Origin of the sequence: Flammeovirga kamogawensis, from assembly GCF_018736065.1 — a bacterium.
In the GTDB taxonomy this organism is placed as follows: domain Bacteria; phylum Bacteroidota; class Bacteroidia; order Cytophagales; family Flammeovirgaceae; genus Flammeovirga; species Flammeovirga kamogawensis.
This window is the reverse complement of the sequence record NZ_CP076128.1, coordinates 4,556,070-4,581,649: the sequence shown is the minus strand read 5'-3', so window position 1 is coordinate 4,581,649 and position 25,580 is coordinate 4,556,070. Positions and strand designations below refer to the sequence as shown.

The window sequence follows — 25,580 nt, the reverse complement described above, 5'->3', positions numbered from 1 at the left end:
TTAAATAGTCATTTTCTAATTTGATAAAGATCAATATAAGATAATAATTATTATTAACAGTTATTCAAGAAATATCTATTTTAACCTAATTTTCATAGAAAATAATCTAAAACAGATCATATTTTATTTTTCATAAAAAAAGGTATCAAAAAAGTTAAACTCTTTGATACCTTAATATTTATATTCTTTGTAGTGATTAACCTACAGAACCTTCTAATGATAAAGCGAGAAGTTTTTGAGCTTCTACAGCAAATTCCATTGGTAACTTGTTAAGAACTTCTTTACAGTAACCGTTTACAATTAATGCTACGGCTTGCTCTGTATCGATACCACGTTGGTTACAATAGAAAATCTGATCTTCACCAATTTTAGATGTTGTTGCTTCGTGCTCTACTTTTGCAGTATTGTTGTCAACTTCTATATAAGGGAATGTATGTGCTCCACACTTGTCGCCCATTAATAAAGAATCACATTGAGAGAAATTACGAGAATTTTCTGCTCTCTTGTTTACTTTAACTAACCCTCTATATGAGTTTTGAGATTTACCAGCAGAAACACCTTTAGAAACTATTCTTGATTTAGTGTTTTTACCAATATGGATCATTTTTGTACCTGTATCAGCTTGTTGCATTTGATTTGTAACAGCTACAGAATAAAATTCACCAACAGAGTTATCTCCTTTTAAGATACAAGATGGATATTTCCAAGTTACAGCAGATCCTGTTTCAACTTGAGTCCATGATAATTTCGAATTATCACCATCACAAATACCTCTCTTTGTTACAAAGTTGAATACTCCACCTTTACCATTCTCATCACCAGGATACCAGTTTTGAACAGTTGAATATTTAACTTCTGCTTCTTTATGTACAAAAATCTCAACTACAGCTGCGTGTAATTGATTTTCATCACGTTGAGGAGCAGTACAACCTTCTAAGTAAGATACATAAGAATCTTCGTCAGCTACGATAAGAGTTCTTTCGAACTGACCTGTACCTTCTGCATTAATACGGAAGTAAGTAGATAATTCCATTGGGCAACGAACACCTTTTGGAATATAACAGAAAGATCCGTCAGAGAATACTGCTGAGTTTAATGCAGAGAAAAAGTTATCTTTTACAGGAACAACTGATCCTAAGTATTGTCTCACTAATTCTGGGTGATCTTTTACTGCTTCTGAGAAAGAACAGAAAATAATACCTTTTTCAGCAAGAGTATCTTTAAAAGTAGTTGCTACAGAAACTGAATCAAATACAGCATCAACAGCAATGTTTGAATCTTTTACGCCTGTTAAACGCTTTTGCTCGTCTAAAGAAATACCTAATTTCTCAAAAGTAGCTAATAACTCAGGGTCTACTTCTTCTAAAGAATCTAATGAAATCTTTTGTTTAGGAGCAGAATAATATATTATATCTTGGTAATCTACTTGTTCAAAGACAACATTTGCCCACTCAGGACATTCCATTTTTTGCCATTCTTTGAAAGCCTCAAGACGCCAATCCAATAACCATTGTGGCTCTTCTTTCTTAGCTGAGATAAATCTTACAATTTCCTCGTTTAGACCTTTTGGAGCTTGATCTGCTTCAATATCAACAGTCCAACCGTGCTCATACTCTTTGGACGTAAAGTCCTCTAATATTTTATTATCCTGATCTGCACTCATTATATCAAAACGTTTACTACGTTATTTTAAAGTCTTCTTAAAATAGATTAAACTAGCTTTCTGTCTTTTATCTAAACAAAGTAAAATTAATAAAGGTTTTACTTCTTTCTTTTTAAAAGCACAAAGATACTTTAAACCTACTACACCTCTCTAAAAGAGTAAGTTAATACCCTTCATTTTATTTAGTATAGTTCTAAATAGCAAAATTAAACGATTATTTTTAGAAAGTATGATTTTGGACATAAAAAGTTCTAATTTTCTTTGAAAAAGATAATTATAGTTTGATAATTAAAAAAAATAGTTAATAACTGTACGTTTCACACTAGAATAATTATATTTACAAATGTTAAAGTTGCTTTTGTATACAATCGCCTCTTGTATACATTACTGCGGTATCGAAATTCATGACTGTATACCTTATTTAACAATTTTTTCAATTTAAATGAGGGTTGTCTCACGGGGGGATAACCCTATAAATTAAACAAAACTCAAAATCCGTTCATTTTATTACTTCTTTTAACTTGTTATTCTATTTATGTGGAAGTAATAGGATAACTAAGATTATAAGAAAGAAAAAAAGCCCAATCTCAATAAGAGAATTAGGCTTTTTCTTTGTGTATATAATACTAAAATTACTTTTTCAGTAATGCGTAGTGCTTATAAAACAATTCTATTGTTTCTATACCTTTTAAGAAGTTGGCAATACCAAATTTCTCATTAGGTGAATGTATAGCATCAGAATCTAACCCAAAGCCCATCATTACAGAATCTAAACCAAGCTCCTCTTTAAATAAAGCAACAATAGGAATAGACCCTCCACTTCTTACTGGAATTGGTTCTTTGCCAAAAGCTTCTGCATAAGCGGCATTAGCTGCTTCAAATTCTACAGAATTAGTTGGTATTACTACCGGCATTCCTCCATGATGAGTTGTTACTTTTACTCGTATACCATCTGGAACGATAGATTCAATATGCTTTGTAAATAACTCAGAAATTTCTTCCCATGTTTGATGTGGTACTAACCTCATAGAGATTTTAGCATATGCTTTAGATGGAATTACTGTTTTTGCTCCTTCGCCAGTATATCCACCCCATAAGCCGTTTACATCTAAAGTAGGACGAATACTTGTACGCTCATTTGTTGAGTATCCTTTCTCTCCAAATTCTTTTTCTAAATCAAGTGCGGCTTTATATGCTTCTAGATCAAATGGTGCTTTTGCCATTTTTGCTCTATCCGCATCGGAGATAATCTCTACTTTATCATAAAAACCAGGAATTGTAATGTGACCGTCTTTATCTTTTAAAGATGCAATTACTTCTGTTAATGCATTTAAAGGATTCTGAACTGCACCACCATACATACCTGAGTGTAAATCTCTATTTGGACCGGTCAATTCTACTTCCATATAAGATAATCCTCTCAAACCAACTGTAATAGATGGTGTATCTAAAGAGATCATCCCTGTATCAGAAATTAAAATCACATCAGCAGATAAATCTGCTTTTCTTTCTTTAATAAAGTCACCTAAATTTACTGAACCAATTTCTTCTTCACCTTCAATCATGAACTTCACATTACAAGTTAATGTGTTATTCTTCATCATTGACTCAAATGCTTTAATATGCATATACATCTGACCTTTATCATCAGAAGCACCTCTTGCATAGATATTTCCATTTTTAATAGTAGGTTCAAAAGGGGGGCTATCCCATAATTCTATAGGGTCTGCAGGTTGCACATCGTAATGGCCATAAACCATTACCGTAGGCAATTTTGGATCAATTATTTTTTCACCATATACAACAGGGTTACCCGCTGTTTGACAAATTTCTACCTTATCGGCCCCAATTTCGTTTAATTGATGAGCAATAAAAGCAGCAGCTTTTTTGATATCAGGCTGATATTCAACATCTGTACTAACAGATGGGATTTTTAATAAGTCAAATAACTCAGATAGGAATCTATCCTTGTTTTGGTCAATATATGGTGTCATATGTATGTAATTATTAATATTCTTGCTGTAAAGCTAACATATTTTTATGGCTTTACACTAAAGTAAATCACGCTTAAATTGTAGAAAACAAACTTCAATATACTTTTAACCTAAATTTAAATTCATTTGTTTAACTAAAAGTACTAAAGCCTAATCTTCAACTATAATATTTAATTTAAACGCTAGCGGATCAAGCTCTTTAACAAATGTATCTAATAGTAAATCGCCTTTAGATTTAGACCAAAAAGACAATAAATTCTCTACTCTTTCTTGAGGTACATTAGAAGGCAACAAACACTCTCTAATACAGACAACTCTTTCAATATCTTCTTTGATTTTCCTTTTCCCCTCTTTTCTCAACTTATCTGCTGTATGCTTTAACCTTTTTTCTCCTCTTAATTTTTCAGCAAGAACATGCTTTTCTAAATTTGGCGTAATAGCTTTTCCTTTTTCTAAAATAGATGCGTAAAGTGAATCAAATTGTTTAATTTCTGCTTCTAGGCTTGTTTCTAGTTCTTCTCTTTCGTCTAATAATTTATTTTCAATAGTTGCAACAGGTTGTAGTAATTCCTCTAAAGGCCATCCCATTTTTCTCCATTTTACACTATATTTAGCATCAAGTAGCAAAGAAAAACCTCTTGGTAAAACCATAGGATAAAAGACATTGTAAGCATCAAAAACACCTTTTAATTGTAGCCAATAAATAACCTCTGCTGGTCCGCCTAAATATGCTAGATTAGGTAAAAGGAACTCTTGTAAAACAGGTCTTAAAACTACATTTGGACTTAGTCTTTCAGGATTATTTTCCACAATATCCCTCATCTCACTATCTGTCCAACTATAATCACCATCAACAGTTTTAAAGCCTTTAGATGTTTTTTCTAACCTAAGCCTTACTTTATCTTCCATGTAAAACAAATTAATTGCTCTAGCATGTATTTGTGTTTTATATCCCGCAGATTCAATAATTGTATTTGCTTTTTCTACCTTTTCCACTGCAGTATTATCAAATAATTCTTTTATTAGAATTTCTTTAAATGATGACTTTAGTTCTACATGATCAGCATCAAAACAAACTAAGCCATATCTTGAGAATAAATGATTGACATAGCTTCTTGTTGCTTCTGTTAATGTCTTATTATCAGTATAAGCATCAACAAAAAACTGTGGCATATCTTTTATTTGATCTAGAATTTTATCAATTCCTTCCAATGATAATCTACCGACAGGGCCTGTTGCTTCAGGGTGTTCCCATGTGTATTTTTTACCACTTAATTTAAAAGAAGCAATCTCCTCAAAATCATGATCTTCAGTTGCCATCCAATACACCGGAATGAAATTACAATCAGGATATTTTTCTTTTAATTGTTGTGTTAAGTGTATTGTAGCAGCTATTTTATAAATAAAAAATAATGGCCCTGTAAAAATATTTAGTTGATGCCCTGTTACAACAGTGAATGTGTTTTCTTTTTCTAACAGTTCAATTTGTGCAATTGGAGCATCTTCTATTTCACTATATTGTTTCTTTAAGCTATCTACCAGTAAAGTTCTTTTCTGCTTAGGAAAAGATTTACGTAAGTCAATTATTTTGTCAAAAGATGATAAATTAGGTTCAAATTGATATAACGATTTTAATGCATCATTTCCATTAAGGTAGTCTAGGAACATTTTGCCGTATAAACCCGCTGTCTCAAAAGGTATTTTATATGTATTCATTCTGATATATTCGATGTATTGATTTACGAATTTAAGCGATGTTTTTTAAATAAAAAGAAAGATTTGATAAATATATTTGTTTCAACAACATTCATATAATCATTATGATGATTAATTAACATTATATCTATAATTGCTCTATCTTCTAGCCTAAATTTTCAAAAACAAAGTACGGTGGTTTAGCAATAATTGTTACCATTCCATCTTCCTTAACTTCCCAAGTATTTGCGTTTACATGATGTAAATTTTTTGTGCTATTTGCAACAAAAGACAACTTAACACCTTGTCTTAACCATTTTTCATATTTTTCTTGTTTAGCAATTACCCCTCTTTTGCTTTCAAAGAAAGTAACTACATTTTTTAGAAATTCTTGTTCTAAAAAGAAAACCTCCTGAGAATGTGTAAATTCTTTTAAAATTACATTTACAGCTTTATGCCCTGCCTCATGCAACCATTCAAATGCATCATTTAATTCCTCATTAATTAACGTTTTAAGCTTATAAGGTATTTGGTTTTGCATTAGTACTTTCGCTTTCTCGAAATAAGATTCACTTACGATTACCCAATCTACTTTTATATCCATAGATAGTAACTTTTCTAAGGTTTCTTCTACTGCAATAACTATAGGGCTCCATTCTAATAAAGATTGAATGAATTCTATATTGGATTCATCAATATGTAAAACTAAAACTGCAGGCTCTTGGTCGTCCCTAACAATATGATGTGAAGACATAGTAAATCAAAAATTACACAAATTAAAATCGAATATAACTTTAATTTTACATGAAAAAAAAGAGACTACAATGCATTGTAATCTCTTTAAATATGGTTTCTTTAAAAACATTATTCAGTAATATCTTCTAGAATTTTCTGAAGATCTTTCATAATAGCTTTTCCTTTATTTTTGTTGTACCAACGTTGTATTTTCATCGAAAACTGTTGCTTATCATCTCCTACTTCCTTTTTAATTTCAGGAATTAAGTCAGTAAGCTCATTTGGTCTTGGCCCCCAAGTTGCTAAAACCTCATTTGTTTTCTGATCTATTACAACAAGTTTAGGAATCGATCTCGATCCGTTTGTTAGAAATTCTTCCATTAGATCTACATTATTATCTCTTAAAATGAAGCGTAAATCTATTTTTGGTGACACTTGTGCAGCAGCAGCAATAATAGGAGTACTTTGTGCAGCATCGCCACACCAACCTTCTGTTATCACTAACCAATACACACTTTTATTCAATGCTCTTCCAGCAGTCCTCAAGTCATCTAGCAGACGGTTTGTTTTATCAATACGCTGCATTCTTGTTACATTCAACCTTGTATAATCTACCAATTGAGAATCTGTATAATTAACAATAGTAGGGTCTTCAGCTAACAATCCATCTAAGGCTTCTCTATATGTTTCATAGATAAAAGCATTATCGATATATTCTTGAGCTACTTTTTGGTTTTCTGCCATGAGTTATAAATAAATAATGAATAGGTTCTTTAAATTATGAAAGAACAAAATCTGTACTTTCTTAAAAGATTTTATAATGCCTTTTACTGAAATTCATGTTCGACATTATCTATCATTTAATCTACTACAAAGAATTTTAATATCAACATCATTAAACTCTTTTTTTTAACTAAATGATTGAATACTTGATATAGTACAATTTATAGTTTACACGAATTGTTTACTATACTGTTTTTTCTTCTGGAGTTGGCAACATAAACTGTGTAAATATCAATGAAATTATACAAAGAAGGGCCCCTCCATAAAAGGGTAAGGTCCAATCTCTAAGCCAAATCCACCCACCTAAAATTGGTAAAAATACAGCTACTACATGATTTATAGTAAATCCAACCGCCATAGAAGGTGCAATATCTTTTGGGTCAGCATGTTTTTGAAAATATGTTTTTATCCCTATTGAGAAGCTAAAGAAGATATGATCGATCACATACAATATTGCAACTACCCATCTGTTTTCTATTGTAGCATAAGCAATAAAAACAATTGCTAAGCTAATGTATTCAAAACTTAACATTTTACGTTCTCCAAAGCGGTTTAACATACGTGCAATGATTGGATTAAAATACATTGAGATGATATTATTTACAACAAATAATACCGTAATTTCTTGAATTGTAAAATTGTATTTCTCTACTAATAATAAGACAGCAAAAACTACAAAAACTTGTCTTCTTGCACCACTCAATAAATTTAAAACATAGAATAACCAGTACTTACTTTTAAAGATCATTTTTTTATGCTGTACTACTGCATCTTTAGGTATCGGGTGCTGAATTACTGCCCAAATACCTGCAATCACAACAACTACACCTATTAAGAGATAAATTGTTGTATAATCTGTTATAAAAGTAAGGCCATATATTACTCCTCCAATAGCTATGTTTGTAAAAGCCATTGTACTTTTTAATCTTGCTAAGATATGTGGACTATCTACCTTAGAAAAACTTTGAAGAGTTAAAGATTGATTTGCCGTTTCGAAATAATGAAAACCTATTGACATTATTAATGTTGTAAACATTAAGCCCCAAAATGTTGGAAATAGACCTGTTATAGCAACACCTATACCCATTACAATTATAGATATTGAGGCAAACTTATCTTCTTTGATAAACATCAAGAAAAATAAAGCCGTTACTACTAAAAAACCTGGAACCTCTCTAAAAGACTGAATTGCCCCTATATCTAGTCCATTTAAACCTATTTCATCTACAGCAAAATTATTAAATAATGTTCTCCACCCCTGAAAACCAAGTGCAGTTGCTATAGATAAGACTAGTAAAAATATATACATTGGGTTTTTCTTTAACCCTTTTATTGTCTGTTTATCCAATTGATTAATTTTTAGTTTATAATCACTAAAGGTAGCCAAGAATAAAAAAAAGATTACCCAATCTGAGTAATCTTTTTACAATTCAATCATTTCATAGTTTTAAATCTTAAAATCTAGTAATCATTTTGGTTAATGATTTTCGATTTTCTAGTCCAACTTTTTTTCTTATCCTGTAGCGAGACGTTTCTAATGTTCTTAAGCTAACATTCATTAAAGTTGCTATTTCTTGGTTTCCTAAATCCATTTTTAAATAAGCACACAACCTAAGTTCTCTTTTACTTAAATCTGGATAGGTTTCTTTTAATTTCTCAATAAAATTATTGTGTGATTTATTAAACTGATGTTCGAATTTATCCCAATAATCATGATCATCACTTTCTTTATTAAGGTCTTTAATAATTCCTCTAATCTTTCGTTGTTCATTACTTCCAACACCTTGAGACACCTCTTCAAGCTTCTGTTTAACTTGCTGTAAACTTTGGTTTTTATGAAGATGGTTCATCGTAATTGATGCTAATTCATCTTTTGTAGAGTCTAGCTCTTTAACTAGATTCTCGTTTCTTATTTTCATCTTCTCTCTTTCAGACTTTATTGCTTCTAAAGCATATCGTCTTTTTAGTAATGAAATTCTTACTTTTTGGAGAAAATAAAGTGCAATAATAAACACAGTAAATAAGAGCAACCTAAACCAAACTGTTTCCCAAAATGGAGATGAAACTACTATCGTTACAGAAGCTCCTTCATTATTCCAAACCCCATGATTATTAGATGCCTTTACATGAAATTTATACTTTCCGGGATCTAAATTAGTATACGTAGCTGATCTACGTTTATCTTCATAAACCCAGTCTGTATCAAAACCTTCTAACATGTAAGCATATTTATTCCTATCAGTTTCGGTGTAATTGATTGCACTAAAATTAAAATTAATTACAGATTGGTCATAGTCTAATTCTATTGCATCGCTTGCCCAAACTTCTTTACGCAGTACAGAGGTAGAATCAGTCGGTAATTGTAACTTATTAAAAATCTCTAGTCCTGTTATATAAATTGCAGGAGGTTGAATATTTTTCTTTAAATCATTTGGATTAAAAACTGTGATTCCCTTTATACCCCCTACTTCAATTTCACCTTTCTGATTCTTATAAATAGTATTGTGATTATAAGAGTTACCATCTGTATGAAAACTCATTACACTATTCGTCTCTACATCAAATTTTGATATGTATTTTTTAGATGTTATCACTAAATCACCTTGATTATCCTTAATTAAATTTAGTATAGGTAACTCCGGTATATCGTTCTCTAAATTAAACACAAAAAACTCTTTACTTTCTGGTTGATATTTTACTAACCCTGCTCCAGTAGCTATCCAAATATGTTTATAATTATCTTCGCAAACTGATTTTACATAATTGAAATTATGGTCTTGTGTTATTAAATCTGAGAATAAATCTGTTTGCCATTTATCTGCACTTCTATCATACATTAAAATTCCGCCATCTGTACTAGCCCAAATATTACTATTTCTATCTTCATACAAATGGTAAACATAAAATTGACCTCGGTTCTTAATATCTATTGAAACAGCTTTACATGTTTTTGTATCAGGATCATATATTGCAATACCTCCACCTAACAGACCAAGCCATGTAACACCTTTACTGTCTGTCAACATAGACCAAATATTATTATTTGGTATTAGACTATTATTTTCTGTTTTTCTGATATTGTAGTACTTATCATTTTCAAAATCATAGATTCTTAAACCTTTAAGATAGGTGCCTACTAAAAGATTACCTGTCCTATCTTGACTGATACACTTTACAACATCATTATCAAAATTGGGTACTACTTTTCCTTTTCTTGAATAGTGAACATATTCTTTTTCACTATTTTCTCTAAGGTGTAGTCCTCCCCAATCAGATCCAACCCATGTTCTCTTTTTATTGTCTTCAAAAATTGCAAGAACAGGTTTATTTGGAATACTATTAGCTTTATATGGATTACTACTAATTTGTCTAAATGCATTTTTATTGGCATCGTATTTATCCACACCATTAAGGTATGTTCCTACCCAAATATTATCTTGTTTATCTTTGTATAATGTCCAAATAACATCTGAAGAAATAGATGTTTGATTTAATAAAGAGTTGGTGTAATTTCTAAATTGTTTTGTTTCAACATTAAATACATCCAATCCTGCACCATCTGTACCAATCCAAATCTCATTCCCTACTTGAATAAAATCTTTTATACTATTTGAACTTGGACCTTTACTATTACCGCTTTTTAAATAAGTATTAAACTTTCCAGTAAGTAGATTATACTCAGAAATACCTCCATTATCACTTCCTATAAAAAGTAAGGTATCATTATAAATCAATAGCTTTTTATGTTCATTATCTTCAAAGTTTGCTAATGCCTCATTTGTATATTCAACTTCAGAAAATGTAGCATTATTCTTATTGTAGACACATAACTTCCTATTTGTTGTAGCGAGCCAAACTCTATTCCATTTGTCTTCAACAATATCAGAAATTACCTTTCCATTTACAGTATTCTTATTTCCTTCTTCAGGGTAATATTTCCGAACATTACTCCTATCTTCAGAAACAATTGAGAGACCATAATTTGATCCTATCCAAATATCATTCTGACTATCTTGAAAAATTTTGGTCACAGAAGAACTTGATACCATAAACTCATCACCTTCTCCACCAAAAAAGTGTTCGAATGTGTCAGTTTCAGGATGAAAGATACTCAAGCCATTATTTAGGAGCCCCATCCATATATCACCTTTTTTATCTTGTAATAACGAGGCTATCCGATTGTCATTTGGACCTCTATTGGTCCCTTTTTCATAATAATACGTTTTCATTTCATAGCCATCATATCGAGATATCCCTTTAAATGAGGCAAACCACATAAACCCTTTGTCGTCTTGAAGAATAGAGGTAACTGTTGCATAAGTTAGGCCGTCCTCTTCTGTTAAATGATCAAATTGTAGTTCTTGTGAAAATGAAAAAATAGATAATTGTAATAAGCACAGTAGTACATAAAATATTTTCATGCGATAGTTAAAAGTAGCTGGTTATAATAAATAAAAAAATAGTAGATTTTTATGAATATATAAGTATTCTAAGATATTACCAAACTAAACACACAAAAAAAGGGTGATTCTGTAGTAGAATCACCCTCATTGAATAGAATATTATTATTAATTACTCTTTAATAAAGCGAACTGATTTAGATAAATCATTACCTTTTAAGTGTAATAAATAAACTCCTTTTTGAAGAGATTGAACATTTAATTTAAATCCATTTGATCCTTCAATTGAATAAACTCCATGTTGTTTTCCATCAATACTATATAAAGTCAATGATGAGAATTTCTCAGATAAACCAGAAAGGTTAATCATATTAGAAGCTGGATTTGGATAAGTCAATACATTAATTTCTTCTTCTAAAGATAAAGTTGAAGAACTTAATACTCTACCGTTTGATGATGAAGAAATTTCTATGTAATTAATATTGTAACCACCTGAAGGCATTCCAATACCAAAGTTTTGGCTACCTGCATTCAAATATGCTGAATGAGATACTGTTTGCCAGTTTTGCCATCCACCTGTATTAGGTACATCTACACTACCAAATACAGTTTGACCTTCATTACCTTCTAACTGAACTTTTCCTCCACCTACTGCTGAAGCAACTCGGTAAGAAATTGTGTAATTACCAGCCGTTGGAATATTAACATTATGGAATGCTAACCAATCACCTGCATCTAAATAACCTACGTTTTGTCCACCTTCAGAACAATCCTCCACTTGAACACCAGACATGAAAGTATAGTTTTCAGCTTCTAAACGAATTGTTGTCGGATCTACAGGGTCACAGTCAGTACAAGGATCACAATCTGTACATGGATCAATTGTTCCATATGACTTGATTATTTCTTTTGTCAAGTTACCAGATGCTGTTAAGCTAGACCAACCTCCATTAGCTGATGCTCCTGGATTTAATGCTGATGCTCCTTCTGCTTTGTCATTTATAGACCAGTTACAGTGACTAATTCCGTTTGCTTTCATAAAGTCAACCCATGCCCAAGTTTCATTAGAATCAACAGCTCCATCACCACTTGCTTCAACAGTACCCCATTCTGTTGCAAAAAGAGCAACACCTTGTGATAATGCATAAGCAGCTTTATCTCTTAAATATTGCTTATGAGTTGCAGCATAAAAGTGAATTGTATAAGCAACATTATTATCATTAATTCTATCATTTGCAGCTTGATCCACATCTTGAGACCAAGTTGGTGTACCTACAATGATTAGGTTATCTGGGTCTACTGCTCTAATAGCACTAATTACTTGTTCAGCGTAAGGCTTAATAGTACCACTCCAAGAAACACCTAGAGGTTCATTATATATTTCATAAATAACATTATCATTATTTCCATACTTCTGAGCCATTTCTGTAAAAAACTGAACAGCATCTCCTGTATAATTTTCTGCATGATGTGAATGCCAATCAATAATGACATACATATCTGCAGCAATTGCAGCGTCCACTACTGTTTCTACTTTAGCTTTGTTTCCTGCTCTATCGTCTAAATATCCTCCTGGATCTTCAACACCCATTGCAGCACGAACAATCGTTGAGTTCCAATCTGATTTTAACCAGTTTACAACATCTGCATTGTAATATTTTTCGCCACCCCAGCCATTATTTGACCAGAAGAAACTGTTACCTGCAAAACTAACTGATTGCCCATTTCTATTATTTATACGGTTACCGTTTACCTGTAAACGACCATTCGAAGATACTGCGTAATCACCTGTTACTACATCACCATTTGTTACAGTTACTGTTGCTGACGCTGACACACCATTTGAAGAAACTGTTACTGTTGCTGTACCTTCATTATTAGCAGTAAACACACCATTAGGAGCATTCGATGACCAAGAAGGAGAAATTGCTAAATCGTTACCACAGTTGTCTATACCAGTAGCAGAGAATTGTACTGTTTCTCCTACACTAACAGATGATGAAGCAGGTGTTAGTGTAATTGTTTGAAGACCAGTAGAAGTACATCCAACATCTTGAGAACTAAATTTTACCCAGTTGATGTTAAAACCGCCTGTAATTGCATATAAACCGAATGCTTGCTCACCTGCACTATTAAAAGTTAAAGTAGCATTTACTGTTTGCCAATTTTGCCACCCTCCAGTAGAAGGAACATTTACGGTAACTAAGATATCATTACCTTCATTTTGATCTAAGCGGAATTGATTATTCCCTCCTTCACTAGCAATTCTAAATTCTACATCATAAGTACCTGCAGAAGGAACATTAACTGTATATTCTAACCAGTCACCATCATCGATATAACCAATATTTTCTCCACCTCCATTATCAGAAGTAGCTTCTGTTTGGACTCCTTGAGCTCTACAAAATGATTCTGCTTGAACTGTTCCTGGTAAAGCTACTGTTTGACAATTTCCAGTAATGATTTCATCATCTCCACCAGAATCGCCATTTCCATTTCCTGTATATGATTGCATTATTTCTTTAGCAAAAGAACCAGATGCTGTTAAGCTACCCCATCCTCCATTACTAGAAGCACCAGGAAACAGAGCAGAAGCTCCTTCAGCTTTATCGTTTATAGACCAGTTACAATGGCTAATACCATTTTGTTTCATCCAACTTACCCAAGCATTTGTTTCGCCATAGTTAACACCACCGTCACCATTTGCGTTTACACTACCCCATTCTGTTACAAAAAGAGCAAGACCTCTGCTTAATGCATAGTTTGCTTTATCTCTTAAACTTTGACCATGAGAACCTGCATAGAAATGTAAAGTATATGCAATATTTGCTTGATTGATTGGATCGTTCGCTGCTTGATCTACATCTTGAGACCATGTAGGAGTACCTACAATAACAATATTATCTGGATCATGTTTACGAATTGCAGAAATCATTGATTCAGCATAAGGCTTAATACCTTGGCTCCAAGATACCTGTAATGGTTCATTGAATACTTCATACATTACGTTTGGTAAATGACCATACTTTTGAGCCATTTCTTCGAAAAAGCTGTAAGCTGCAGCCCAATCATGCTCATTTGCATGATGCGAGTGCCAGTCAATAATAACATACATATCATTAGCAATTGCTGCATTAACAACCGCTTCAACACGTGCTTTATTTCCGCTTGGATCATCAAAATAGCCACCGCCATCTTCTACACCCATAGCTGCACGAATAATACCTGCATTCCAGTCACTTTTTACCCAACTGACAACACCTGCATTATAATATTTTTCACCACCCCAGCCATTATTTGACCAGAATAAACTTGGACCTGCAAAACTTACAGATTGCCCACTGCTATTTACTACTTTATTACCACTTACTTGTAGTAATCCATTACTTGATACTTGTGCATTAGTTTTTAAGGATGTGCCCACTAAAGAGAGCATAAAAATACATCCCAATAAAAAAGATAGTTTTAATAGTTTCATTTCATTTCTTGATTTAAAATTTCATACTGTTACATGGTTTGGGTACCATGTATATTTAAAAAGCTGGTTAAAAGATTGTAAGAGGACATTCTTAAATGAAAGAATTGCTAGTAGAATGTCTCTGTAATTAATTTTAGTTCTGGTTTAAATATTAGATTGAAAAGTTATAATGTCTTGGGAGAATGGAGTTTACTTAAAAACTCATCTCCCAAGTTTATTTTATTCTTTAACGATTTTCTTATATTTTACTTCTTGATTATAAAAATACTTTATGAAGTAAATTCCTTTTGGATATTTAGATAAATCAATTGATGTTTGATTTGCTGACAAGCTAAAAGAGGCTATATTATTGCCTATTGCATTTAATACTTGGAGATCAAAAATAGTATTCATTTTATCACCTTTTGAAATATTAAATTTACCCGAAGATGGATTTGGATATACTAATAGGTTAGTAATTTCATCTTCTAGTGCTAAAGGTGGTTGCACTTCTTCAGTTACTTCTAAAGTTAACTTATCAATATTAAAAGCTGGTTTAGCATTAATTGTTAGACGTAAAATTTGCTCTCCTGCTTCTAATTTTAAATTAGATGTTATTGATGTCTGCTCAGTCCAACTATTTGTTGATAGAATTGAAAACTCAGCCTCTTCTCTACTATTTAAATCACTTTTAATAGTCATTTCTCCACCACCTTCCATTGCAGCAATGAAAGCCGTTATTTTATAGGTAGCTGCTTCTTTAACATCAACTGAGTATTCTAACCATTCTCCTTTCTCTACATAACCAACTTGATATCCGCCAGTAATTTCTTCTATATCAACACCATCAGTTCTGTAAGCACCTCCTTGATTTAATTCTTCAGAATCAGAAAAAGTAAACCCTTCTCCACCTATATCATAGTTTTCTGCTTCCAAAGTACCTGGAATAGCAATTGGAACCCCTGCATAAAAATCTCTTACAGTATTTAAAACATTTATTTTTTGTGGATAAGAAATAATTAATTTTTCGCCCACTATTTGAGAGATTCTATATTGATATTTATTTCCTTGAACAGTAGTTTCATCTAAATATGATGTAACTGTTGAATTAACAGAATCAAGAACTACAAACTCCTCATTTATTTTTCTTTCAATCTTTAACATTGAAGTTGCATCATTTCTATTTTCCCATTCAACCAAAACTGTAGAATCATTCTGAATGCTTAATTCTAAATTAGTAGCAGTCTCAGTCGTGTTATAGATCAAAATATCTTTTGTTTCATGCCATTTTTTTGCTTTTCGTTGATATATCTCATACCAACCACCATCATCCCAAGCCATGAATGAGATACCTCTTGATAAAGATTCTTCTACAAAATGAGCATAATGTCTCATTCTTGAATTAAAATCTGTTTTATGAACAGCTCCGAATTCACTTATAATAACGGGTATTCTATTCTGAGTACTCCAATCTTTTGCCTTTTTGAATTCATTTGATATATATTCTTTATCACTTTTTGTACCCCAAGTTTGTGATTTCTCTGCTGATGAGAAATCCCAAGGGTCATAAGTATGAAAATATCCAATAAGGTGATTATCTCCAGTAGGAACTGGCATAGTTAGTAAGTCTTTAATCGCAGACCATCCATTTCCTGAAATTATGACATTTCTTGTAGGGTTTTTCTCACGAATAATAGCTAAAGCTCTTTTATTTGCATCTGCAGCTTCTGCTATCGTCATACCTTGTGGTTCGTTTAATGGTTCAAACAATAAACTATCTGATTTTGTATGAAAACGCTCAGATATTTGAGTCCATATTGCTTCAAATCGAGCAATATTCTCTTTATTATAATCTTCCTTTAACCAGTCATCATGATGAACATTAATAATAATTACAAGATTTCTCTCTAAACCCCAGTCTACAACTTCTTCAACACGATTCATAAAATCGGCATCTACTTCATAAGGTTCTGTTTTTGAAACTCGGTTATCCCAAGTAATTGGAATTCTTACAGATTGAAAACCTGCTTCTTTGTAAGCATCAAAATAATATTCTTCTGCTTTTGGAGCCCAATCTCCTTCTGCTTTAGGTGCATCTAAAGTGTTTCCTAAATTAATCCCTCTACCAATTGCTTCTACAGCTTCGTAGGGTGTTAATTGAGCCATTACCCCATGACTCAATAGAAAACTTAAAAATAAAATAGTAATAGATTTGTACATAAATAAAGTTGTTTTAGAAGCCGCCCAAGAGCTGAAAGTTTTTAGCTAAGTTTAAATAACCTTCAGTTCCAATAATGATTTTTTTCAGCTCTGGACAGCTTTGTCTAATTAAATAGTTAGTCTGGTTTTAGCTTTAGTTAGTTTACTACCAATCAATCGCATGTTATATTTTATCCTCTTCAGTACTAAAAAACTCAGTATCCAAAGCATCATTTTTCTTTATTAAATCTGATGAAAAAAACACTAATTTATTTCTATCAAAACATAAAGTAGTTTTATCTATAATAAGTGTATTACTATTAGAGTTTTCCACTTGGGCATAACCTTTTATTTGAGAACAAATTCCTAGAACGACGAATAGTAGCATTTTATTAATCATTGTCTATTAAATTTTAGTAGTGAACAAATAGTAGTTAAAGTTTACTTGCTGCTTAGATATAAATTGCAATCTTTCTAAAGTTAGTTTTATTTTTTTAGAGAGAGTACAAGCGAAATTTCAATTAGTTAATTTTAAGTGTATTAGTATAATTAAATAGTAATCTAAAAGTTAGACAATCATTAAATTCTCATTTGTTGTTGTCATGTCACAACGTTATTGAGAATGCTAAAAAATACAAAGATTTAGAAGTAACTTTTTTACACTTACAACACGACATTATTACAACATTAATATTTTAAACATTGATTAACAATGAGTTAACAATACGTATTAGCGTTTTTTTATTAATGATAAATTTTGATTGTTCGTTATACTTCTATAAAAAAATAAAAGGGATAGTATCACGCATAGTGTACTATCCCTCTTATTTTTTATAAAGATTTTTTATTCACTTAAAATCTTGTTATCATTTTGGTTAATGACTTCCGATTTTCTAAACCAATCTTTTTTCTAATCCTATATCTTGATGTTTCTAAGGTTCTCACACTTACATTCATTAGTGTTGCGATCTCTTGATTATCCAAATCCATTCTTAAATAAGCACATATTCTGAGTTCTCTTTTACTTAAATCTGGATATTCTATTTTAAATCTATCTAAGAAGTTATCATGTGATTTATTAAACTGATGTTCAAACTTATCCCAATAATCATGATCTTCACTTTCCTTATTAATATCTTTTACAATCCTTTTGATTTTACGCTTATCATTATTTGCTAAACCAACAGAAACTTCTTCTAGCTTTTGTTTTATCTGTTGCAAACTTTGATTTTTATGTAAATGGCTAATTGTAATATTAGCTAACTCACTTTTAGTAGTATCTAATTCCTTTTCAAGGTTTTGATTTTGTATTTCTACTTTTTCTCTTTCAGCTTGAATACTATTTAATGCATATTTTCTCTTTACATTTTGCATTCTTACTTTCTGTGCAAAATAGAATATCACTAAAAGCAACGCAATTAATAATGCCCTAAACCAAGTAGTTTGCCAATATGGTGCATCAATAAATAGTGTAACGGTTGCTCCTTCATTATTCCAAACTCCATGGTTATTAGATGCTTTTACTTTAAAAGTATATCTTCCCGGATCAAGATTAGTATATGTAGCAATCCTACGGTCTCCCACATAATTCCACTGTTCATCAAATCCTTCTAATTTATAAGCATATTTATTTCGCTCCGTTTCTGTATAATTTATAGCACAATATTTAAAATTGATAACTGACTGATCATAATCTAAATTTATCTCACGTACTGTAGAAATTGACTCTTTTATTACTGAACTAGAATCTGAAGGTATTTGAGGTTTATTAAAAATATCAAAGTCAGTAATATAAACGGGTGGTTTAGTATCATTCTCCTTTAGCTTTTGAGGATTAAAAACTGTTATCCCATCTGTTCCTCCAACAATAATTTCACCATTATCTTTTTTGATCAATGCATTATAATTAAAAGAATTATTAGGTACGTAAAAGCTTACAATTTTTTCAGATGCTAAAGAAAATTGAGATACATACTTTTTTGATATCACTAGTAAGTTCCCAAAATTATCTGCAGTAATAGCCTGCAATGGTAATTCTGGTATACCATCTGATTGATTATATATTTTGAACTCATTTCTTTCAGGCAAATATTTAATTAAACCTGCTGCTGTAGCTATCCATATATGTCTAAGATTATCTTGATAGACTCCTTTTACGTAGTTAAAATTGTGATCTTTCTCAATTAAATCATTTAGTAGATTTGGTGACCAAGAATCTGTTCTTCTATTATAAATCATAATACCTCCATCAGTACTAAACCAAAGGTTATTTTGAGCATCTTCAAAAATATGATAGATGTGTTCCTGACTTCCAATATTATACCCTATTTTTAATTTTTTTATTGATTTAGTTACAGGATCATATTTAGCAATTCCACCTCCTAAAGTACCAATCCAAGTAATTCCTTCAGAATCTGTAAAAATGGCCCACACATGGTTACTAGGTAAATCCGTTGTAGTAACTCCCCTTTTTATTTCTGTTCTCTTTTTAGTTTTGCGGTCATAAACTTGTAAACCTTCACTATAAGTACCAATTAATAAATTTCCGAAACGATCCTCAGCAATACTTTTTACTACATAAGCACTTGGTAAATCTACTTCTTTACCATCGATAGAAAAATGTTTAAATAGTTTTTCATCTTTTTCTTGTAATTGAAGTCCTCCCCAATCTGTTCCTACCCATGTTCTATTTTGTGAGTCATTATATAATGATAAAACTGGTTTATTGGGTAGGGTTTCTTCATTACAAGGAGAATTTGTAATGTCCCTAAAGAAATTTTTACGAGGATCATATTTATCAACGCCTTCTAAATAAATACCAAACCAGACATTATCTTGCCTATCTTGATACAACGACCAAACAACACCTGAAGATAAAGAAGTTGGGTCCAAACGTGTGTTTGTATAATTTTCAAACGTTTTTGACTTTACATTGAATATATCTAAGCCTGCACCATCGGTAGCAATCCAAAGTTCATTGTTAACTTGTTGTAATGCTTTAATATTATTACTAGAAGGTCCTTTACCCTTTTCACCATGTAGATATGTATTATAATTCCCAGTAAGTAAATTGTATTCTGCAAGACCACCATTATTACTACTAATATATAAAAGAGTATCGTTATAGATTTCAAGGTTTTTCTTATCATTATCATCCTTACTACCTAAAGGGAGGTTAGTGTATTCAACCTCAGAAAATTTCTTCGAATTTTTATCAAAAACACATAATTTTCTGTTATCAGTTGCTAACCATATTCTGTTCCATTTATCTTCAATTACATCATAAACAGACTCTCCATTAATTTGAGAAAACCCTGTTGTAGAATAATAATATTTTTCCCTTCTTTTACGATTCGGTGAAATAACTGAAATACCGTTACTTGTTACCACCCAAACATTATTATCAGAATCTTCATATATTTTATTGACTGATTCACTCGGAACCATTAATTCATTTTCATCTCCTCCTTTAAAATGCTGAAAAGTTTCAGTTTTAGGATCAAAAATACTTAATCCATTATTTAAATAGCCTATCCAAATAAACCCATTATGATCTTGAATCAAAGAAGAAATCATGTCATCATTTAAACCTGTATTTTCCCCTCTACTATAGGCATAAGTTTTCATTTCATACCCATCATATCTGTTTAGTCCTTTGTAAGTACCAAACCACATGAATCCCATATTATCTTCTAAAATAGAGGTTACAGTAGCATGAGATAATCCATCCTCCTCTCTCAAATGTTGGAATTGCATCTCCTTTTTTTGTCCATATGTTCCAATAGACATTAATAGGAGTGTTAGTAATATTAAAAGTTGCTTGATCATAAGAAGTTTTTCTAAAATTTCTTGGTGTTAGAAAAATAAAATTAACGAGAAAATGTCTTCATTCAAATTATTATTCTCCGTTGCTTTTCTGAAAAGATAATTAAATTCTTCTTTTTATTTATCTAATCATTAACATTTGAATAATCAAGAAGAATAATCCGTTCATAGTATATTTATTTTAAGCGCATGGTTTTCCTAAGTATGTATAAAGTACCCGTAGATTTGAATTTAAAAATGAAAAAATCCCGTACTTTATTTCATCATTACATCATCTAACATTCTAAAAAAATACACAAAAACACCTCAAAACCAACGAACTAAATATATAAGTTGAAATTGAGGTGTTTTTGCATATTAACAAATATGTATTAATTCACTCTTGAAGTAATAGATACTTTAATTTTCTTAGAAATATTATCAGATGCATTACCTACATAAATATAATATTCTCCTTCCTCTAATTCCCAATCCGATTTATTTTCGTTATAATATTTCAGAGAGCTAATAGGGATAGATAAATTTAACTTTTCTGAGCTTGATGCTTTTAAAGTCACTTTTTGATATGCTTTTAATTCCTTAGTTGCTCTTTCTACAGCAGATTTATGTTTTCCAACATAAACTTGCACTACTTCTGCCCCCTCAACATCCCCAATATTATCCAAGCTACATGTAACCTCAATAGTATCGTTTATATCATAAGATTTTTTATCAGATGCAATGTTTTCTAATTTAAATTTAGTGTAACTTAATCCATGACCAAATGCATATGCAGGTGTTATTTTCTTTGTATCATGCCAACGGTACCCAACTAAAATTCCTTCCTTATACTCTTCGTTCACATTATCACCTGGGTAAGACATTTCGCCATAATGATGAGCAGCATTATCCTCTAGTTTCTTTGGGAAAGTGAAAGGGAGTTTTCCTGAAGGAGTAACATCTCCAGAAATAACATCAGCCATTGCATGACCAGTTTCTGTACCTAAATACCACCCTTGCATTACAGTTTTCACTTTATCAGACCAAGGTGTAGCAACAGCATTACCGCCAATCAATACTACACCAATATTAGGATTTGTAGCTGCTAGAGTTTCTATTAATTCTGGCTGACCAAAAGGAAGATCATACGTTAACCTATCTCCATCTTCACAATCTTGATGGTGACTTTTATTTAATCCTCCGAAAAATAATACTACATCTGCTCCTTTTACTGCTTTTATTGCTTCATTTTTTAATGAATCAGCATCTAAAGTTGATGGGATTACTTGGCCATATTGGGAAGGACCTGAAGCGTATCCCATAGTGTATACTATTTCAGCATTTTTGAAACGTTCTTTAATACCCTGTAATGGTGATACTTCATATTCAACTTTCAATTCTGAAGAACCTCCACCAATTGTCATCATTCTTGTAGCATTTTCACCAATTACAGCGATCTTCATTTTTTTATCACTGATAGGAAAGAAATCATCATCATTTTGTAAAAGAACTATTCCTTCTTGAGCTACTCTTCTTGCTACATCATGATGTGCAGTAGTGTTAATACTTCCTAATGGTTTGTTTTCAGCCATGTTTGTTCTGTACATCAATCTCAAAATACGACGTACTTTATCATCTAAAACATCTTCTGAAACTTCACCCGAATTCAAAATTTCTTTAAAAGGACCTGCTAAGTAATAGTTTTCGTAATGATTTTTCTCTGAATAAGTAAGTCCATTTGTACCTGTACCCATTTCAATATCTAAACCATATAAAGCAGACTGTTTTGTATTATGTGCTGCTCCCCAATCTGTTAAATAAACTCCATCAAAACCCCAATCACCCTTCAAAATATCGTTAACTAAATACTCATTATGAGAACAATATTGACCTCTTATTTGATTGTAAGCTGACATCATAGACCAAACACCACCATCTACTGCAGATTTAAATGCTGGTAAATATATTTCATGTAAAGCCCTATCACTTAATTCTACATTTATATGTCCTCTCCATTTTTCTTGGTTATTAGCTACAAAATGTTTTACGCAAGCTGCAACACCATTAGATTGTACTCCATGTATATAAGGTACCACCATTTGAGAAGCTAAATAAGGATCTTCTCCCATATATTCGAAATTACGACCATTTAAAGGAGTTCTATAGATGTTTACACCAGGTCCTAATAATATATCTTTTTTACGATATCTCGCTTCTTCTCCAACTGCAACACCGTACTCTTTAGATAAACCTTCATTAAAAGTTGCCGCTAAACAAGTTAATGCCGGAAATGCAGTTATTGAGTCGTTAGTCCACCCAGCATATCCCCAATTGTCCCAATTAATTTCTGCTCTTACTCCATGAGGTCCATCAGACATCCAAATTTCAGGAATACCTAATCTAGGAACACCCGCAGATGTAAATTTAGATTGAGCATGACACATTGCAACTTTTTCTTCTAATGTAAGTTGAGCAATTATTTCATCAATTTTTTGTTCCGTATTCGTTGTCTGAGCTACACTCTGAGACAAGTAACCAAACATAAGTAGCATACTAAAAATAGCTGCTTTAAACATTCTCTTCTTCATCATCATTTTGTTTTAATAATTCGTCTGTTTTTACTGAGAGTTGTTAGTGACACTGTAACTCTTATTATCCACACCCACACCTTTAAAAGTTATTGATTTCCAATTAGCTGGCAATGTTGATTTTAGTTGTATAATACCTGTGTCCGAGATTTCAAGACCACCAAATCCAAACATAACAGCTTGCATCATTCCACCTGCTCCAGTAACAAAAAATGCTAAGTTGTTGTCTGGTTGTTCTGTAAATACATTAAAAGGTGGTTTCTGATTATTTACATATCCTTGTTGAAAAAGCTCGTAGGCTCTTTCTGTTTCTCCAATTCTTGAGGCTACTACTGATAAAATAGAATGAGACATTGCTGGCGCATGGTAATCTATTTTTGGTTCGTAATACTCAAGGTTTCTCTTTATTTGCTTTTTATCTGTATAGTACTGTAAGGGGAATGAAAGTAAATTCACATCTGCTTGTTTAATTACTCTTCCATCATAACCATCGTACTCCATTGTTATCCCATTTTCTACAATTACAGGAATATTGTTTGCAACCTTTTCCCATTCAGGGTTTGGTGTTTTCCCTATTATTACCGCAGCTTTAATTGCTGACCTCAAAACCTTAATTGCAGATGCATTCGTAAATGCATTATCATTCACATTCTCAGCATATTCATCTGCACACACCACATTATTAATATGACAAACACCATTTTTATCTTTCTCTACTCTACTTACCCAAAAGTCAGCTACATTTTGTAACAACTCGTATCCAGATTCTTTTAACCATTCTTTATCTTGGGTAACTTGATAATATTTCCAAAAAGCTAATCCAATACAAGATGTTATGTGTTGTTCAAAAGGACCCGATAACGCCCATGTTGGTGTATCTTCTTCTCCAGTTAATGCAGATTCCCAAGGAAACATTGCCCCCTCATATCCATTTGCTAATGCATTCTTTTTAGCTTGATCTAAACGATCTAATCTATAGTCAAGTATGTTTTTAGCTAATTCAGGTTGAAAAACTAAGAATGTTGGAAACATCCATAATTCAGTATCCCAAAATACATGACCATTATAACCATTACCAGATAACCCCACTGGTGATATACTTAATCTTGTTCCTTTCCTAACAGAAGAATAAAGATTAAATAATTGAAGTCTCACATCTAACTGAGCTTTTTGATCTCCATCTATAATCACATCACCTTCCCAAAGGTTGGCCCAAGCATCTTTATGCCTTTTGATAAGTCTTTCATATCCTTCTAAATGAGCATATATTGCTTTTCTTTCAGCTTCGTTAATTGCGTCTACAGATAAAGCCGTATTACAGATAGAACCAACAACTATAAACTCATATGTTTCTCCTTTTTTTAATTCTTTCTTAAAAAAAGCTCGATTATGTCTTTCATTAACCTCTTCATTTTTTATTACAGGATATTCCTCATTTTTGTCAAAAACAAATGAAGTTGTTGTAGCTATTTCATATTTACCTGTTGGAGAAGTTGCTGATGTAGATAATAATGAAATTTCATTTTCTTTACCAACTTGATTGTATCTATGTTTTCCAGGGTTATTAATTTCAGGAACAATTAAATCATTTCTAAAAATTAAAGATGCATTCTTTAATGCTTTTACTTTTATTCTTACTAACCCTGTATATGCAAGGTGTCTTAATGCAATAATTTCTTGTTCAACTTCTATAGATTTATCAAAGTTAAATGCTGTTGTAAACGTCGCTTCTCTCATGTTTAGCGTTTGTTTCCAATTTGTTATTTCTTTGTCAGATGACACCCATTTTGTTTGCCCCTTCCCTTCAATACCAATATCCATATTGGCAAAGTTGATACCTTGTACAATATTAGAAACTCCACCTCGACCATAAATGTCCCAAACACCATTAAGTATAACTTCATTAATTTTTAAAGGTTGGTCAGAGGGTACTATTCCAATCATACCATTAGCCATAGATAAAGAATGATAGTTCTCTCTAGAATTTGCTTCTATGATCCAGCCTTCTGATTGAGCAAATACATTTGTGCTATTTACTATATTTAATAGTATTAAAAGTAATTTAAGATGTTTCATTTCATTGCTATTAAAGTGCTTTTTACAATGTTAAAAGCACTATAAATAATCTGTTAATTTGTTTATGTCTAATTGTTTAATATTATCACAACAATAATGATATTTACACAAAACCAAATCAAAAACGAATCAGTATTATTACACATATAATACGACAATAATACTACACAAACATTGTAATTTATT

At 31.6% G+C, this 25,580-nt stretch carries 13 protein-coding genes; all 13 read right to left on the bottom strand.

The window, feature by feature from the left end:
* Positions 1-196: 196 nt before the first annotated feature.
* Positions 197-1,663: a Fe-S cluster assembly protein SufB gene (gene sufB, locus KM029_RS18610; RefSeq protein WP_144074688.1), complete on the bottom strand. Its 1,467-nt coding sequence runs from the start codon at positions 1,661-1,663 to the stop codon at positions 197-199.
* A 632-nt stretch (positions 1,664-2,295) separates the two neighbouring features.
* A complete protein-coding gene (locus KM029_RS18605) occupies positions 2,296-3,657 on the bottom strand; it encodes a dipeptidase (RefSeq protein ID WP_144074687.1) in 1,362 nt (453 codons plus the stop codon).
* 150 nt (positions 3,658-3,807) lie between these two features.
* On the bottom strand, positions 3,808-5,373 hold the full coding sequence (gene bshC / locus KM029_RS18600) for a bacillithiol biosynthesis cysteine-adding enzyme BshC (RefSeq protein WP_144074686.1): 1,566 nt from the start codon (positions 5,371-5,373) through the stop codon (positions 3,808-3,810).
* Positions 5,374-5,518: 145 nt separating this feature from the next.
* On the bottom strand, positions 5,519-6,106 hold the full coding sequence (locus KM029_RS18595) for a hypothetical protein (RefSeq protein WP_144074685.1): 588 nt from the start codon (positions 6,104-6,106) through the stop codon (positions 5,519-5,521).
* A 110-nt stretch (positions 6,107-6,216) separates the two neighbouring features.
* Positions 6,217-6,831 (bottom strand): thioredoxin family protein, encoded by a 615-nt coding sequence (locus tag KM029_RS18590; protein ID WP_144074684.1) that lies wholly within the window; start codon positions 6,829-6,831, stop codon positions 6,217-6,219.
* A 223-nt stretch (positions 6,832-7,054) separates the two neighbouring features.
* Positions 7,055-8,218, bottom strand: a complete 1,164-nt coding sequence (locus KM029_RS18585) for an MFS transporter (RefSeq protein WP_205125450.1) — start codon at positions 8,216-8,218, stop codon at positions 7,055-7,057.
* Positions 8,219-8,324: 106 nt separating this feature from the next.
* A complete protein-coding gene (locus KM029_RS18580) occupies positions 8,325-11,291 on the bottom strand; it encodes a two-component regulator propeller domain-containing protein (protein WP_144074683.1) in 2,967 nt (988 codons plus the stop codon).
* Between the two features lie 151 nt (positions 11,292-11,442).
* Positions 11,443-14,748, bottom strand: coding sequence for a cellulase family glycosylhydrolase (locus KM029_RS18575; protein ID WP_205125449.1), 3,306 nt, complete (start codon positions 14,746-14,748; stop codon positions 11,443-11,445).
* 219 nt (positions 14,749-14,967) lie between these two features.
* The gene (locus KM029_RS18570; protein WP_144074682.1) at positions 14,968-16,947 is read right to left on the bottom strand and encodes a cellulase family glycosylhydrolase; all 1,980 of its coding nucleotides are present in this window, start codon (positions 16,945-16,947) and stop codon (positions 14,968-14,970) included.
* Between the two features lie 163 nt (positions 16,948-17,110).
* Positions 17,111-17,314, bottom strand: a complete 204-nt coding sequence (locus tag KM029_RS18565; RefSeq protein ID WP_144074681.1) for a hypothetical protein — start codon at positions 17,312-17,314, stop codon at positions 17,111-17,113.
* Positions 17,315-17,778: 464 nt separating this feature from the next.
* Positions 17,779-20,754, bottom strand: a complete 2,976-nt coding sequence (locus KM029_RS18560; protein WP_144074680.1) for a two-component regulator propeller domain-containing protein — start codon at positions 20,752-20,754, stop codon at positions 17,779-17,781.
* Between the two features lie 368 nt (positions 20,755-21,122).
* Complete coding sequence (locus tag KM029_RS18555; protein WP_215586348.1) at positions 21,123-23,324, bottom strand: glycoside hydrolase family 3 C-terminal domain-containing protein; 2,202 nt, start codon at positions 23,322-23,324, stop codon at positions 21,123-21,125.
* A 24-nt stretch (positions 23,325-23,348) separates the two neighbouring features.
* A complete protein-coding gene (locus tag KM029_RS18550; RefSeq protein WP_144074679.1) occupies positions 23,349-25,394 on the bottom strand; it encodes a glycosyl hydrolase family 95 catalytic domain-containing protein in 2,046 nt (681 codons plus the stop codon).
* Positions 25,395-25,580 lie beyond the last annotated feature (186 nt).

Excerpts from the sequence above, each read along its gene's own strand:
- sufB (WP_144074688.1), bottom strand. The coding sequence starts at position 1,663 with ATGAGTGCAGATCAGGATAATAAAATATTAGAGGACTTTACGTCCAAA.
- KM029_RS18605 (WP_144074687.1), bottom strand. The coding sequence starts at position 3,657 with ATGACACCATATATTGACCAAAACAAGGATAGATTCCTATCTGAGTTA.
- bshC (WP_144074686.1), bottom strand. The coding sequence starts at position 5,373 with ATGAATACATATAAAATACCTTTTGAGACAGCGGGTTTATACGGCAAA.
- KM029_RS18595 (WP_144074685.1), bottom strand. The coding sequence starts at position 6,106 with ATGTCTTCACATCATATTGTTAGGGACGACCAAGAGCCTGCAGTTTTA.
- KM029_RS18590 (WP_144074684.1), bottom strand. The coding sequence starts at position 6,831 with ATGGCAGAAAACCAAAAAGTAGCTCAAGAATATATCGATAATGCTTTT.
- KM029_RS18580 (WP_144074683.1), bottom strand. The coding sequence starts at position 11,291 with ATGAAAATATTTTATGTACTACTGTGCTTATTACAATTATCTATTTTT.
- KM029_RS18575 (WP_205125449.1), bottom strand. The coding sequence starts at position 14,748 with ATGAAACTATTAAAACTATCTTTTTTATTGGGATGTATTTTTATGCTC.
- KM029_RS18570 (WP_144074682.1), bottom strand. The coding sequence starts at position 16,947 with ATGTACAAATCTATTACTATTTTATTTTTAAGTTTTCTATTGAGTCAT.
- KM029_RS18565 (WP_144074681.1), bottom strand. The coding sequence starts at position 17,314 with ATGCTACTATTCGTCGTTCTAGGAATTTGTTCTCAAATAAAAGGTTAT.
- KM029_RS18560 (WP_144074680.1), bottom strand. The coding sequence starts at position 20,754 with ATGATCAAGCAACTTTTAATATTACTAACACTCCTATTAATGTCTATT.
- KM029_RS18555 (WP_215586348.1), bottom strand. The coding sequence starts at position 23,324 with ATGATGATGAAGAAGAGAATGTTTAAAGCAGCTATTTTTAGTATGCTA.
- KM029_RS18550 (WP_144074679.1), bottom strand. The coding sequence starts at position 25,394 with ATGAAACATCTTAAATTACTTTTAATACTATTAAATATAGTAAATAGC.